Consider the following 13,925-nt stretch of genomic DNA (forward strand, 5'->3'; position numbering starts at 1 on the left):
CATGAGCGACATCAAAATTTATCACAACCCGGCCTGCGGCACGTCGCGCAATACGTTGGCGCTGATCCGCAACAGCGGCGCTGAGCCGGAGGTGATTCTGTATCTGGAAACGCCCCCCAGCCGCGAACGGTTGATTGCGTTGCTGGCCGACATGAACATGACGCCGCGCGCGTTGTTGCGTAAAAACGTCGAGCCTTATACCGAGCTGCGGCTGGATGAAGCCGGCTGGAGCGACGATCAACTGATCGACTTCATGGTGCAACAGCCGATCCTGATCAATCGCCCCATCGTGGTGACGCCGCTTGGCACGCGCCTGTGCCGTCCGTCGGAGGCGGTGTTGGAGATTCTGCCGGCTCCGCAGCGCGGCGCCTTCAGCAAAGAGGACGGCGAGCCGGTGATTGATGCGCAGGGCCGGCGGATCGTACGCTGATCCCCCGGCGCCTGTTTTACCCCAAATCGCCGCCGGCGACCGGCAGCACCGTTCCGTTAATGTAACTGGCTTCGGCGCTGGCGAGGAACAGAATAGCGGCGGCTTGTTCATCGACGCTGCCGTAGCGGTGCATCAGACTGCTGTCGAGAGTCTGCTCAACCACCTGTCGATACCAACTTTCTTCCTGCTGCGTCGGGGATTCGCGGTTGCGTGGCGTCAGCCGCGGCGGTGCTTCGGTGCCGCCCGGCGCCGTCGCGTTGATGCGAATGCCGGCTCCAGCGTATTCAAAGGCCAGTGACTGGGTCAGGGCATTGACGCCGCCTTTGGCTGCGGAGTAGGGAACGCGATTGACGCCGCGCGTGGCGACCGAAGAGACGTTGACGATCACTCCGCTCCCTTGCGCCAGCATATGCGGCAACGCGGCGCGGCAACCCCATAGCGTCGGGAACAGCGAACGCCGAATCTCCGCCTCAATCTGTTGCGGCGCATAGTCGGCAAATGGTCGCGCCCAGATGGTGCCGCCCACATTGTTCACCATAATATCCACGCGCCCAAAGTGCTGTTGCACCTGATCCAGCGCCTCGCGAGCTTCCTCCCAGTGCTCCAAATCGGCCTGCAGGGCGATGATATCGGTGCCGCGCTCGCGTAAAACGGCTACGACCTCCTCCAGATAGGGGGAGCGATCGATCAGCGCCAAACTCGCCCCTTCCCGAGCCGCGCGTTCGGCCACCGCTTTGCCGATGCCTTGAGCGGCACCGGTTATCGCCATTACCTGGCCGCTGAAACGTGACTTATCCATGGTCAACTCCTCTGATCGGCCTGGCTGGGGGCGAACTTCTCATAATGGAAGCTATTCGGGATAAAGGCGCGTCGCTGGAAATCGCCAAGCACCGCTTCCACCATCGGCGGCGGCCCGCACAGGTACACGTCCAGATCGCCGTCGTTGAGCAGATTTTCGTCGAGGTGCTGCGTGACGTAGCCCTTGTGCGGCGACAGCGACGCTTCGCTGGCCACGCAGGTCAGGTAGCTGAAATTCGGCAGACGCCGGCGATAGCTTTCCAGCTGTTCCTGCTTGACCAGATCGTGGTCATGGGTGACGCCGTAGATTAGATGCACCGGCTGTTCGCTGCCGCCGAGCGCCAGATATTCCAGCATGGAAAGGAACGGCGCCAGCCCGGTGCCGCCGGCCAAAAATAACATCGGCCGCACCGGCGCACGCAGATAGAAACTGCCCTGTGGGCCGCGCAGACGGATCGCGTCGCCGGGGCTCGCCCGTTCTGTCAGATAACGGCTCATCATGCCGCCGGGCACGTTGCGCAGCAGAAAAGAGAGCTGCCGGCTGCCGGGCGGCGAACTGAACGAATAGGCGCGGCTGGCCGCACTGCCGGGAACGTCGATATTCACATATTGTCCCGGCAGGAACGCGATGCCGCGTTCATCATCCAGCGTCAGGCAGAACTCGATGGCGCTGTCCGACAGGGCGGTGGCGGAGGTGACGGTGGCGGTAAACATTTCGCTGGCGGTTTTACACATCGTCGAAGGCATCGGCACCTCGATGACGCAGTCCGAGAGCGGCACCATCTGACAGGTCAACACTCGCCGCTGTGCGGCTTCCTGCTCTGACAGCGCTTCGTCCAGATAGTCATCGCCCAGCTGATATTCTCCTTGTTCACAGTGGCATTTACAGGTGCCGCATACGCCGTCCGAACAGTCCATCGGCAGGTTGATCTTTTGTCGGTAGGCGGCGTCGAGTACTTTTTCATTCGGGTTGCATTGAATAAAGCGGCTGACGCCGTCTTCAAAATTAAGGGCCACGGTAAAAGACATACCTCACCTCCTGCATTAAAGATGATAAATATCAATTACATGATTGATATAGTCATTATCCAGACGAATTTTCTTGCGCTTAATTTGCAGCGCCTCCCCGCTAAGATCTATCCACAGTCGGGTTGAGCCGAAATAGGTGTCCGTGTGGTTGTAGCGGTGATAGAAGGTGGCCCAGTGGTAGTTCACCTCGGCCTGTTCCGCGCCGGACGATAACAGCTCCACGTTGCTGATAAGATGCACCGTGCGCGGCTCCGGCATGCTACTGGCGGCTGAACGTTCGGTTTTTATGCGGTAAACGCGATCTTCCAGTCCTTCGCGATTGGCGTAATAAATCAGCGAAATCTCGCTATGAGGGTCCGTCGTCTGGCGATCGTCGTCAGCCCAGGCCGGCATCCAATATTCGACCTGCGGATGGTAACAGGCCAGCCAGTCATCCCATTGCCGGTCATCCAGCAGGCGTGCTTCGCGGTACAGGAACTGTTCCACCCGCTGTTGCAGGTTAAATGTACTCATTGCGCCACCTCGTCGTTTCGTTGCTGGCGCTCCAGCTGGCGCAGCAGAATGTTTTGCCAATGATGATGCTGGCTGAGATACAGGGCCTCATCTTCCGGGCGCGGGCCGGTCATGTCAGGCACGATCCCCAGCGCTTTGGCATTGTCGTCAGCCTGGCCCTCCAGCCAGCGGGTAGCGCCGCGGCTCAGATCGCTCCAGGGCATGTTGCCGGCGTTGAACCCGAGCTGGCAGGCGCGGAATTCCTCCAGATCGTCCGGCGTACCCATGCCGCTGACGTTGAAGAAATCCTCATACTGGCGAATGCGCAAGGCTCGCTCGTCGGCGTTTTCGCCCTTCGGCGCAAAGCAGAATACGGTCACTTCGGTTTTATTGACGGCAATCGGGCGCACTACACGCAACTGGCTGGAAAGCTGGTCCATGATGTACAGATTGGGGTAAAGGCACAGGTTGCGGGTTTGGTTCACCATCAGGTCGGCACGGTGTGCGCCGAAGGCATCGTTCAAACGGGTGAAGTGCCGATAAATGGGGCGGGACTCCGGGTTCAGCACCCGGGTCCACAACAGCAGATGACCATTCTTGAAGCCATAGGCGCCGCCGTCGTTTTTTGATGACCAGCAGTTGGCGTCCATGGTTTGGATGCCGCTGGCGGCATCCCGATGCGCCATGGTGGAGACATAGTTCCAGTGCACCACGCTGACGTGGTAACCGTCCGCACCATTCTCCATCTGCAGTTTCCAGTTGCCGTCGAAGGTGTAGGAGGATGAGCCGCGCAGAACTTCCAGCCCGCTCTCAGCCTGATCGACGATGAGATCGAGGATCTGTCGCGTTTCACCCAGATACTCCTCCAGCGGTTGCACCTCATCGCTCAGGCTGCCGAACAGAAATCCGCGATAAGACTCAAAACGCGGCAGCTGTTTCAAATCGTGTGAGCCGTCCCGCTTGAAACAGGGAGGATAGGCGCCGGTTTTCTCGTCCTTGGCTTTCAGCAGGTTGCCGGCGTTATTGAAGGTCCAGCCGTGGAAGGGACAGGTGAAGGTACTTTTATTGCCGGCCTTGCGGCTGGCCAACATTGCGCCCCGATGCGAGCAGCTATTGATCATGGCATGCAGCTGCATGTCTTTGTCGCGCGTGATGATCACCGGCTGACGCCCAACGGTGAGCGTGTAATAATCGCCTGAGTCGGCGATTTGGCTTTCATGCGCCAGATAAATCCAATTGCCTTCGAAAATGGCTTTCATTTCCAGTTCAAATAACGCTTCGTCGGTAAAAATGCCGCGATTGCACTGATATATGCCATTTTCTTTATCAATAATTAAAGCGTGATTTATTTTTTCTTTCAGCTTGGATATTGTCGGATTCAATAATGAGTGCATATTCATGGCCTCATATAAAAGGGATTGGCGGGCAATCAATAGCCGATTGCCCGTTATTGGCGTCGCTATTCTCTCGTGCGAAAAAGATTAATCTTGCAGCGCGCGGGGACGGTTTATTCTGTTCTGCTCGATGCGGTCCGCCGCGGCATAAAGCGTGAAATCAAACTGCACTTCGGTATGCGGGCCGGGCAGATCGCGTTTGGCCGCCAGCGCCGGATCGGTGATTTTCACCGGGTTGGCGATCAGTTCATCGCGGGTAGCGAAAGCGAAGTCATCCCACAGATAACGGTCGCCATTGAGATTGATTTGCGTCGTCAGGTGTTTATGCGCCGGTGCGGAGACGAAGAAATGAATATGCGCCGGACGGTTGCCGTGGCGGCCCAGTCGATTAAGCAATGCCTGAGTGGGCCCGTCGGGTGGGCAGCCGTAGCCCGACGGCACGATGCTGCGCGCCGCGTAGCGGCCATCGGCGTCGGTGGTTATCCGCCGACGCAGGTTGAAGCCGCTCTGCGATTTATCGAAGAAAGAGTAGTTGCCCAACGTGTTGGCGTGCCAAATATCGACCACCGCCCCCGCCAGCGGCTTGCCGTCGGCGCCTTTGACCTGGCCGTGCAGCCACATCACCTCGCCGTCGTCGTCGCCGTCGTCCATCCGCGCGAAACCGGCGCTCAGTGGCGCATTGGCCACATACAGCGGCCCCTCGATGGTGCGTGGCGTACCGCCGCTCAGCCCTTGTTGACGTTCGCGCTCGTCGTCGCGCAGATCGAGGTAGTGTTCCAGCCCCAAGCCGGCGGCCAGGAGCGCCGCCTCTTGACGTTCACCCAAGACGTGCAGATAGTTGATCGCCTGCCAGAATTCTTCAGGGGAAATATCATAGCGATCGATGAGCTGACAAATATCGCCCAGCAGATGATGCATGATTTTTTTGAAACGCGGATCTCCGTTATCATTAGTAAAACCGCTGCTGATTTCCAGCAATTTGATAATGTCTTGACGTTGATTGAAGGATATAGACATTGCGAATTCCTCATTGCTTATAATGTAGGTTATACAGAGAACAGGAATTAACAGCTAACCTTGCGGGTTATTATCCCGGTATTTTATTTGTCATCGTCGCGGATCGATGACGGGTGTCGGCATAACGCCGTTACGCGGATTTTCATATAAGGGTAAAGCGGCAGGGCGAATAACAGCTCGTGCAGCTCGGCATTGCTTTCCACATCGAAAATACTGACGTTGGCGTAGCTACCGGCTACGCGCCAAAGATGTCGCCATTTTCCGCTCGCCTGAAGGGTTTGCGAATACGCTTTTTCGCGTGCTTTTATTTCGTCGGCGAGCGCTTTAGGCATATCGAGCGGTAATTTCACGACCATTTCAACTTTGAATAGCATGGCGTAGTCCCTCGTAGTTATTTGCGTCGATAAAAGCGCAGTTTGTCTTCATCGATATCGACCCCCAGGCCCGGGCCTGACGGCAGACTGACGTGACCGTTGGCGAAACGCAGCGGCGTGGTGACCACGTCGTCTTTCAGCAACAGCGGGCCGAACATCTCGCTGCCCCAGTCCAGCTTCAGCGTCGACCAGGCGTGCAGCGAGGCGACGGTGCCCAGCGTGCCTTCCAGCATGGTGCCGCCATAGACGCCGACGCCGGCGGCCTGTGCGACCTGCGCCAGTTTCAGCGCCTGCGCCGGGCCGCCGGCCTTGGCTATCTTCAGCGCGTAGGCGCCGGTAAAGCCGCCCGCAGCCAATGCATAACCGTCGTGAGCGTCGGCCACCGCTTCGTCGGCCAGGATCGGCAGAGTGAAGCGCTGACTGAGCCGGATTAACGCCGTGCGATCCCATTGCGGCACCGGCTGTTCGACCAGATCGATGCCGATCTGCTGCAGCGCCGCCATTCCGCGTACGGCGGTGGCGGCATCCCAGGCCTGGTTAACATCGACGCGAATGCTGATCTCCGGCCCCAGCGCTTGCTTGATAGCCTGGGTGTGGCGCAGATCTTCCTCCAGCGGCCGGGCGCCGATCTTCAACTTGAAGGCGCGATGACGGTCTTCCGCCAACAGGCGTTGCCCTTCGATGATGTCTTGCTGCGTATCGCCGCTGGCCAACGTCCACAGCACCTGCAGGGTGTTGCTGAGCGCGCCGCCGAGCAGGGTGCTGACCGGCAGGCCGAGGCGTTTGCCCTGGGCATCGAGAAAGGCGGTTTCCAGCGCCGACTTGGCAAAGGTATTGCCCTGGACCTGGCCATTCATCAACGCAACCAACGGCGCCAGACCGCTGAAGCTTTTGCCGCTCAGCAGCGGCGCGAGGTAGCCGTCGATCGCCGACTTGATCCCCTCCGGGCTTTGCGGGCCGTAGCTCAGCCCGCCGATGGTGGTGGCTTCCCCCCAGCCGATCAGGCCGTCGGCGCAGGTCATGCGCACCAGCGTCAGCGTTTGGCAGCCCATCGTGGCCATCGACAATTTGTGTGGCCGAATAGTGGGAATATCCACCAGCCAGCTGTCGATGCGTTCAATGCGAAGTTCCATGTTTCATTCCTTTTCAGTAAGAAACTCGACAACGCAGCGGTTGAAGAGATCCGGACAGGCGATGTTGGAAATATGCGATGCCGGCAACCGCCGCAGGTCGGCGAGTGGCGCATTGGCGACTAAAAACTCGGCGTCCGCCACCGTCGTGACCGGATCTTGCTCACCTGCAATCACCCGCATCGGCCGCGTCATCAAGGCAATCTCGGCGCGCAGGTCGGCCCGCGCCAGTGCCTCGCAGCAGGCGGCGTATCCCTGTGGATTACCGGCCGCCAGCGCTGCCACCAGCGCCGCCACCTGCTCGGGGTGGCGCTGCGCGAATGCCGCGCAGAACCAGCGCGCGGGGGAGGCGGCGGCGATCGGCGCCAACCCGTGTTCCCGTACCTGCTGCGCGCGTTGTCGCCAGCCTTCAGCGTCGCCAATGCGGGCGGCGGTATTGGCGACCACTAGCCGGCCGATGCGCTCGGGGTGATAACGACTGAGCCAGAGCCCGGTCAATCCGCCCATCGAAATGCCGCAAAAATGGGCGTTCGGCGCATCCAAATGGTCGAGCAAGGTGATGACGTCTTCAGCCAACTGCTGCAGTTGCAGTGGCGCTTTCGCCAACGGGGTGGCTCCGTGGCCGCGCTGGTTGTAACGCAATAGGCGAAAGCGTTCGGTCAGCGCCGCCAACTGCGGTTGCCACATCTCGAAAGTGGTGCCCAGCGAGTTGGACAGCACCAGCAGCGGTGCGTCGGCCGGGCCGTCGAGACGATATTCAATATCCATGATTGACCTCATACCCGTTCGATAATCAGCGCAATGCCCTGACCGACGCCGATGCACATGGTGCACAGCCCGTAGCGCCCGCGCGTTTTTCGCAGTTGCCAGGCGGCGTTCATCACCAGCCGGCCACCGGAGGCGCCCAAAGGATGGCCGAGCGCAATCGCGCCGCCGTTCGGGTTCACCTGCGGCGCATCGTCGCGCAGTCCCAGCTCGCGGGTCACCGCCAGCGCTTGCGCGGCGAAGGCTTCGTTCAGTTCGATCACGTCCATCTGTTCGAGGGTCAGGCCGGCAATATGCAACACTTTGCGCACCGCCGCCGCCGGGGCAAACCCCATGATCGCCGGTTCGATGCCGGTGACGGCGCTGGCAACGATGCGTGCCATTGGCCGCAGGCCATGGCGAGCCACGCTGCGCTCGCCGGCCAGCAGCAGCGCGCAGGCGCCGTCGTTCAGGCCGGATGCGTTGCCGGCCGTAATGCTGCCCTGCGGGGCGACCACCGGCCTGAGTTTTTCCAGTGCGGCTAAGGTGGTGGCGCGCGGATGTTCGTCCTGGCTGAAGGTCAACGGCTCGCCCTTCTTCTGCGGGATAAGCACCTCGATCAGTTGGTCGCTGTAAAAGCCGCTTTCCTGCGCGGTGGCGGTGCGTTGCTGGCTGCGCAGGGCGAAGGCGTCCTGATCGCGACGGCTGATACCGAATTGCGATGCCACGTTTTCGGCGGTCTGCGGCATCGTGTCCACGCCGTACAGCGCCTGCATCTGTGGGTTGATAAAACGCCAGCCCATGGTGGTGTCTTCAATCTTCATCGCGCGGCTGAAGGCGCTTTCCGCCTTGCCCATCACATAAGGCGCCCGCGACATGCTTTCCACGCCGCCGGCGATCATCAGCTCGCTCTCGCCGGTTCTGATGGCGCGCGCCGCAGCTGCTACCGCATCCAGGCTGGATCCGCACAGGCGATTGATGGTGCAGCCGGGCACCTGCACCGGCAGGCCGGCGAGCAGCAGCGCCATGCGCGCGACATTGCGGTTGTCTTCCCCCGCCTGATTGGCGCAGCCGAACAACACGTCGTCCACCTGGCTCCAGTCGAGCGTCGGATGGCGTGCCTGCAGCGCTTTCAACGGCAGAGCGGCCAAGTCGTCGGCGCGTATGCCGGCCAGGCTCCCATTGAGGCGACCGAAGGGCGTGCGGACGGCGTCACACAGATAAGCTGGATTCATGGCGCGGTTCCCCGTGTTGAAGGGTGAAAGTCAGTCCGACCGGGGTGACGTCCTGCAGTTGTTGCGGGGTCAGGCCGGCAAATATTTCACGCACCACCAGTCCCTGGGGAGTGACGTCCATCACCGCCAGATCGCTGTAGATGCGGTCGATGCAGCCGATGCCGGTTAACGGATAGCTGCATTGGCGGACGATTTTGCATTCACCCGTTTTGGTCAGGTGTTCGGTCATCACAAACACCTGACGTGCGCCGATCGCCAGATCCATCGCGCCGCCGACCGCCGGAATCGCCCCCGGTGCGCCAGTGCTCCAGTTCGCCAGATCGCCGCGTTCGGAGACCTGATAGGCGCCCAGCACGCAAATATCCAGGTGGCCGCCGCGCATCATGGCGAAAGAGTCGCCGTGGTGGAAAAAGCAGCCGCCTTTCAGCAGCGTAACCGGTTGTTTGCCGGCATTGATCAATTCCGGGTCCTCTTCGCCCGGCGTTGGCGCCGGGCCCATGCCGAGAATGCCGTTTTCGCTGTGCAGGAAGATCTCTTTATCGGCCGGCAGATAGTTGGCGATCTGGGTTGGAATGCCGATACCGAGATTGACGTAGGCGCCTTCAGGAATATCGCGCGCGATGCGCTCAGCCAGCTGTTGATGGGTCAGTTTGCTCATGATGCGTTCCTTAAGCCGAAAGCTGGGCTGCACGGGGAGAAGAGGGCACCAGACGCTGCACGAAGATGCCGGGCGTGATGATGTTTTCCGGATCCAGTTCGCCCAACGGCACCATATGGTTGACTTCGACGATGGTGCAGTTGGCGGCCATCGCCATAATCGGCCCGAAGTTGCGCCCGGTTTTGTCATAGCGGAGGTTGCCCCAACGGTCGGCTTGTTCAGCCTTGATCAGCGCGAAGTCGGCCTTCAGCGGCAGTTCGAAAACGTATCGGCGGCCGTCGATCTCGCGGGTTTCCTTTCCTTCCGCCAATTGGGTGCCATAGCCGGTCGGGGTATAAAAACCGCCGATCCCGGCGCCGGCGGCCTGGATGCGCGCCGCCAGATTGCCTTGCGGAACCAGCTCCAGTTCCAACTCGCCGCGGCGGTAGAGGTCGTCAAACACCCAAGAATCTGCCTGCCGTGGGAAAGAACACACCACTTTGCGCACACAGCCGGCTTTCAGCAGAGCCGCCAGGCCAAAATCGCCGTTACCGGCATTGTTGCTGATCAGCGTAAGCGCGCGTGGCCGGCGACGGATCAGCGCATCCAGCAGTGCGTAGGGCTGCCCGGCCGGACCGAATCCTCCGACCATAAGGGTGGCGCCATCCGGAATATCTGCGACGGCGGCGTCTGCGGACGCCATGCTTTTATCGATCATCAGTTCTCCTCAAGGCTCGGTTAGGACGTTGCGCCAACAACCAGCGGGTTTGAAATTAACCTAGAGGATGAAAAAAGCATCAGCAAGTGCGAATATCAGAACATTGTGCGATTATTGGTGCATTGAGGTTTTAGGTCTGCATTTTGTGATGCAGGCGGCTAAATTGGCATCGGATGTGATACGCAGGGCTTTGCTGCCGTATTGAGCGTGTAAATTGAGAGCAGATACTAATGGGAGGCCTGAATGAGTGAAGTTCCTGAATTTGGCACCGAAGAACTGCGTCGGCTGCAGGAGATCGGTGATTTAAGCAACGACCAGTACAAGGGCGATCCTAATTTTATGGCCTCGCTGGCCAGAGGGCTGGAGGTGTTACAGGCCTTCAAGCCACAGTATTCGCAGATGTCGGTGTCAGAGATCAGTCAACAAACCGGCATTCCGCGCGCAGCGGTGCGCCGTTGTTTGTATACCCTACGAGCGCTGGGATTCGTGCATTGTCCCGATGGGCGCCACTATCGCTTGCTGCCGCGTGTGCTAACTATCGGTCACGCTTATCTTTCCTCTTCCGAGCTGGCGAAGGCGGCGCAAAACTCGCTGGACTATCTCAGCAAATTGCTTAATGAATCCTGCTCGGTGGCGACGCTGGATGGCGATAACATTTTGTATATCGCCCGGGCCTCGGTTAAACGCATCATGACTATCGATCTGGGGCGCGGCAGCCGTCTGCCGGCCTATGCGACATCGATGGGGCTGGTGTTGCTTAGCGCGCTGGACGAGGGAGAGCTGGAGGATTATCTGTCGCGGGTCACTTTCGAACCGCTGACCGAGTTTACCGTCACCAGTGCGGAGCAGCTGCAGGAACAGTTAGCCAGAGTTCGCAGACAGGGGTATGCCATCAACGATCAACAGTTAGAGATCGGCCTGCGTTCCATTGCGGTGCCGATGCATTCACGCAAAGGCGGGGTTGTGGCGGCAATGAACGTTGGCGTCAATGCGTCGCAGATCTCGGCGGCGGAGCTGCGCGAACGAGTGCTGCCGCAGCTGCAGCGCACGGCGATGGAGCTGGCGCTGCTGCTGTAGGGAGAACGGATTAATGCAGTTCGGCGCCGCTGCGATCGGCCAGCGCTTCCAGCAGCGGGGCGGAAGGCACGAAGAACAGGGTGCCGGTCACCGCGTGGCTAAAATCGAGCAGCCGATCGTAGTTGCCGGCCGGGCGGCCGATAAACATGTTTTCCAGCATCTGCTCGATCGGCTGCGGGGAGCGCGCATAGCCGATAAAGTAGGTGCCGAACTCGCGCAGGCCGGGGCGGCCGAACGGCATGTTATCGCGCAGAATTTTCACCTCGTTGCCTTGCTCGTCGGTGATGGTGGTCAGCGAACTGTGCGACGACGACGGTTTGACCGCTTCATCCAGCTCGATGTTGGACTGCTTATGGCGGCCGATGATCTTCTCCTGCGTTTCCACGCTGAGCGAATTCCAGCCCTGCATGTCGTGCAGGTATTTCTGCACCAGCACATAGCTGCCGCCGCTGAACGCCGCGTCTTCGTCGCCGATCACCGTGTAATCGAAGGCCTCGTGCCCCTCCGGGTTCTCCGTGCCGTCGACGAAGCCGATCATGGCGCGCTGATCGAAGTAACGGAAGCCGTGCACCTCCTCGATCACCGCCACGGCGTCGCCGAGCTTGCCGATCAGCTGAGAGGCCAGTTCAAAACACAGATCCATTTCATCGGCGCGGATATGCAGCAGAATGTCGCCGGGCGTGGCGACGGCGACGCGTTCCCCGCTGCCGATCGGGCTGAATGGATGCAGCTGGCGAGGGCGCGGCGCGCCGAACAGCGTATCCCAGGCCTCGGAGCCGAAGCCGCAGACGCAGGTGAGGTTGCCCGCCGGCGCGCGTTTGCCGACCGAACGCACCACGGCGGCGATGTCGCCGCACCAGGCGCGCACCGCCGCCAGATGGGCGGGAACGGGCGACAGGGTGGCGACGATAAAGATGGCATGGCGCGTCACCGGCGTGAATACGGCTTGCGGCAGGGGGGTATTTGCATTCATTGCATTCGGCTCCAGTGTGTTCGGGTGAAATAGCTCAGATCAAATTAAAGTGCTCGTCGGGTTTCATCGGCGGTGGCAGCGGGCTTTGGTCATTCATTTCCAGCAGGTTGCGCTCAATGGTGTTGCAAATGGCGTTTAACGGCAGATGGTTGGCCGACACGCCGAACGGATCCTCCAGCTCTTCGGCCAGTGAGTCCCAGGATAAGAAGGTATAGGAAATGAACACCGAAACAAACGGTGTCATGTAATGCAGATCGGTCACCAGGGCAAAAGGCAACAGGCTGCAGAACAGGTAAACGGTGCGCTGCAGGATCAGGGTATAGGCGAACGGCACCGGGGTGCTGGCGAGCCGTTCGCAGCCGCCGAGGGCGTGGGACAGCTCGCTCAGCTTGTTGTCGAGCAGCTCGAAAGTGATGTCGCTCAATAGCCCCCGTCGGCGCAGCTTGCCGATCTCCTGGCCCAGCATCAGCAGGATGCGGTTGGTCGGCATCGGGCTGGCGATCACTTCGGCCAGCTCTTTGCTGCTGAGATTGTGGTACAGATCGGCGGTCGGATCGGTGGCACGCAGCTGATGCTTCAGGCTCCAGCTGAAGGCGATCAGCAGCTTGGCGACCTTTTGCTGCACCGCCGGTTCGTCCGGCAGCAGGCTTTTGATCTGGCGCAGCAGGGATCGCTCGGTAATAAGCAGCGAGCCCCACAGGTTGCGCGCCTCGACAAAGCGGCTGTAGCCGGCATTATTGCGAAAGCCGAGAAAAATCGCGATGGCGATGCCCAGTAGGCTGAACGGCGCGATAGTCAAATGCACGCCGAGCTGTTCGTACCATTGGTAGCTGATCACCGCCACTATCGACATCAGCACGTTCAGCGACAGGCGAAAGGTAATTTTTGACAGCACGGATCCGTGCCAGGCGAACAGGCGAAAAAACCAGTTCTGGTGCGGGCGGATTATCATAACGTGGGCGCTTCCTGGTGTCCTGCTATTGAGAATAGTCGATTCTTATCCGGCGGCGTTAGGCCGCCGTTGTCGATTGCCAGAGCCGCTGCGGGTGCGTATAGACGGTGGCGCGCCCCGGCTTGCTGAAGCCCACCAGCGTAAGGTTGCTGCGCTCGGCCACCTCCACCGCCAGGCGGGTGGCGGCGGAAACGGCGAACAGGATCTCGACGCCGCACATGGCGGATTTTTGCACCATTTCATAGCTGGCGCGGCTCGACACCAGCGCCGCCCCTTGCCACCACGCCTGTTGGCTGCGGTAGCCCAGCAGCTTGTCGAGCGCCACGTGGCGGCCGACGTCTTCACATCCGCCGCTGAGCGCGCCGTCCGGCTGGATCCAGGCCGCCGCGTGGGTGCAGCCGGTCAGTTTCCCCACCGTTTGCACTTCCTGCAGCTGCGCCAACGCCCGATCGAGCAGCGCCAAATCGAAACGCTGCGTGAAAGGCAGCGGCGCGATGGGCTGAGCGACCTCCTGCAGTTGCTCGACCCCGCAGACGCCGCAGCCGGTGCGGCCGGCCAGGCTGCGGCGCTTCTCTTTCAGCTGCATAAAGCGGCGGCTCGAGAGTTCCACATGCACTTCAATGCCATTGCAGGCCGGTTGCTGGCGGATGTCGTAGATATCGTCGGGGGAGGCGATGATGCCTTCGGACAGCGAAAAACCGATGGCGAAGGCCGCCAGGTCTTTCGGCGTCGCCATCATCACCACGTGGGAAATGCCGTTGTACACCAGGGCAACCGGCACTTCTTCCGCCAGCCAATCTTGTTGCGCCTGAGCCAGATCGGTGCGCTGCCAGACTGCGTGGCGCGACAGGCAGGCCGAGTCGGCATCGCCGGGTTCGTCGAGAATCAAATGCTTGTTCATGATGGTTTCGCGGCGCCGGCGGAT

General features: G+C 60.4%; 16 protein-coding genes. 2 read left to right on the forward strand and 14 right to left on the reverse strand.

Features of this window, described 5'->3' with window-relative positions; all coding sequences use genetic code 11:
• Nucleotide 1 precedes the first annotated feature (1 nt).
• Nucleotides 2-430 (forward strand): arsenate reductase (glutaredoxin), encoded by a 429-nt coding sequence (gene arsC, locus ACMGF9_RS08580; protein ID WP_118891915.1) that lies wholly within the window; start codon nucleotides 2-4, stop codon nucleotides 428-430.
• A 16-nt stretch (nucleotides 431-446) separates the two neighbouring features.
• Here the strand turns inward: arsC and benD are convergent, their stop codons facing one another.
• The 11 genes from benD to ACMGF9_RS08635 all read right to left on the reverse strand — a co-directional run bounded on the left by benD (nucleotide 447) and on the right by ACMGF9_RS08635 (nucleotide 9,998).
• Nucleotides 447-1,229 carry a benzoate diol dehydrogenase BenD gene (gene benD / locus ACMGF9_RS08585; protein WP_118891916.1) on the reverse strand — a complete coding sequence of 261 codons (783 nt, stop codon included), beginning with the start codon at nucleotides 1,227-1,229 and terminating at the stop codon, nucleotides 447-449.
• A 2-nt stretch (nucleotides 1,230-1,231) separates the two neighbouring features.
• Nucleotides 1,232-2,257: a benzoate 1,2-dioxygenase electron transfer component BenC gene (gene benC / locus ACMGF9_RS08590; RefSeq protein ID WP_414160200.1), complete on the reverse strand. Its 1,026-nt coding sequence runs from the start codon at nucleotides 2,255-2,257 to the stop codon at nucleotides 1,232-1,234.
• A 15-nt stretch (nucleotides 2,258-2,272) separates the two neighbouring features.
• Nucleotides 2,273-2,770, reverse strand: coding sequence for a benzoate 1,2-dioxygenase small subunit (gene benB, locus ACMGF9_RS08595; protein ID WP_063918582.1), 498 nt, complete (start codon nucleotides 2,768-2,770; stop codon nucleotides 2,273-2,275).
• Nucleotides 2,767-4,143 carry a Rieske 2Fe-2S domain-containing protein gene (locus ACMGF9_RS08600; protein ID WP_118891918.1) on the reverse strand — a complete coding sequence of 459 codons (1,377 nt, stop codon included), beginning with the start codon at nucleotides 4,141-4,143 and terminating at the stop codon, nucleotides 2,767-2,769. Before ACMGF9_RS08600 ends, benB begins: the two co-directional genes overlap by 4 nt.
• 87 nt (nucleotides 4,144-4,230) lie before the next feature.
• Nucleotides 4,231-5,160 (reverse strand): catechol 1,2-dioxygenase, encoded by a 930-nt coding sequence (gene catA / locus ACMGF9_RS08605; protein ID WP_118911609.1) that lies wholly within the window; start codon nucleotides 5,158-5,160, stop codon nucleotides 4,231-4,233.
• 83 nt (nucleotides 5,161-5,243) lie between these two features.
• The gene (catC, locus tag ACMGF9_RS08610; RefSeq protein ID WP_063918580.1) at nucleotides 5,244-5,534 is read right to left on the reverse strand and encodes a muconolactone Delta-isomerase; all 291 of its coding nucleotides are present in this window, start codon (nucleotides 5,532-5,534) and stop codon (nucleotides 5,244-5,246) included.
• Between the two features lie 17 nt (nucleotides 5,535-5,551).
• On the reverse strand, nucleotides 5,552-6,667 hold the full coding sequence (locus tag ACMGF9_RS08615) for a muconate cycloisomerase family protein (RefSeq protein ID WP_118891920.1): 1,116 nt from the start codon (nucleotides 6,665-6,667) through the stop codon (nucleotides 5,552-5,554).
• Between the two features lie 3 nt (nucleotides 6,668-6,670).
• Nucleotides 6,671-7,432 (reverse strand): 3-oxoadipate enol-lactonase, encoded by a 762-nt coding sequence (gene pcaD / locus ACMGF9_RS08620; RefSeq protein WP_414160201.1) that lies wholly within the window; start codon nucleotides 7,430-7,432, stop codon nucleotides 6,671-6,673.
• A gap of 8 nt (nucleotides 7,433-7,440) precedes the next feature.
• Nucleotides 7,441-8,643 (reverse strand): 3-oxoadipyl-CoA thiolase, encoded by a 1,203-nt coding sequence (gene pcaF, locus ACMGF9_RS08625; protein WP_075684980.1) that lies wholly within the window; start codon nucleotides 8,641-8,643, stop codon nucleotides 7,441-7,443.
• Nucleotides 8,621-9,301 (reverse strand): 3-oxoacid CoA-transferase subunit B, encoded by a 681-nt coding sequence (locus ACMGF9_RS08630; protein ID WP_021505765.1) that lies wholly within the window; start codon nucleotides 9,299-9,301, stop codon nucleotides 8,621-8,623. Before ACMGF9_RS08630 ends, pcaF begins: the two co-directional genes overlap by 23 nt.
• 10 nt (nucleotides 9,302-9,311) lie before the next feature.
• Entirely contained in the window at nucleotides 9,312-9,998 is a 687-nt protein-coding gene (locus tag ACMGF9_RS08635) for a 3-oxoacid CoA-transferase subunit A (RefSeq protein ID WP_021505764.1), read from the reverse strand.
• A gap of 243 nt (nucleotides 9,999-10,241) precedes the next feature.
• Between ACMGF9_RS08635 and ACMGF9_RS08640 the strand changes: the two genes are divergently transcribed.
• Nucleotides 10,242-11,075: an IclR family transcriptional regulator C-terminal domain-containing protein gene (locus ACMGF9_RS08640; protein ID WP_015378314.1), complete on the forward strand. Its 834-nt coding sequence runs from the start codon at nucleotides 10,242-10,244 to the stop codon at nucleotides 11,073-11,075.
• Between the two features lie 10 nt (nucleotides 11,076-11,085).
• Here the strand turns inward: ACMGF9_RS08640 and ACMGF9_RS08645 are convergent, their stop codons facing one another.
• Genes ACMGF9_RS08645 through fdhD form a run of 3 tightly spaced genes read right to left on the reverse strand, consistent with a single transcriptional unit; the run spans nucleotide 11,086 to nucleotide 13,901 of the window.
• Complete coding sequence (locus ACMGF9_RS08645) at nucleotides 11,086-12,048, reverse strand: Dyp-type peroxidase (protein ID WP_021505763.1); 963 nt, start codon at nucleotides 12,046-12,048, stop codon at nucleotides 11,086-11,088.
• 34 nt (nucleotides 12,049-12,082) lie between these two features.
• Entirely contained in the window at nucleotides 12,083-13,000 is a 918-nt protein-coding gene (locus ACMGF9_RS08650; protein WP_004935069.1) for a bestrophin family protein, read from the reverse strand.
• Nucleotides 13,001-13,058: 58 nt separating this feature from the next.
• Entirely contained in the window at nucleotides 13,059-13,901 is an 843-nt protein-coding gene (fdhD, locus tag ACMGF9_RS08655; protein WP_414160202.1) for a formate dehydrogenase accessory sulfurtransferase FdhD, read from the reverse strand.
• Nucleotides 13,902-13,925: the final 24 nt, after the last annotated feature.

Source organism: Serratia sp. BNK-23, from assembly GCF_047456145.1.
In the GTDB taxonomy this organism is placed as follows: Bacteria; Pseudomonadota; Gammaproteobacteria; order Enterobacterales; family Enterobacteriaceae; genus Serratia; species Serratia nematodiphila.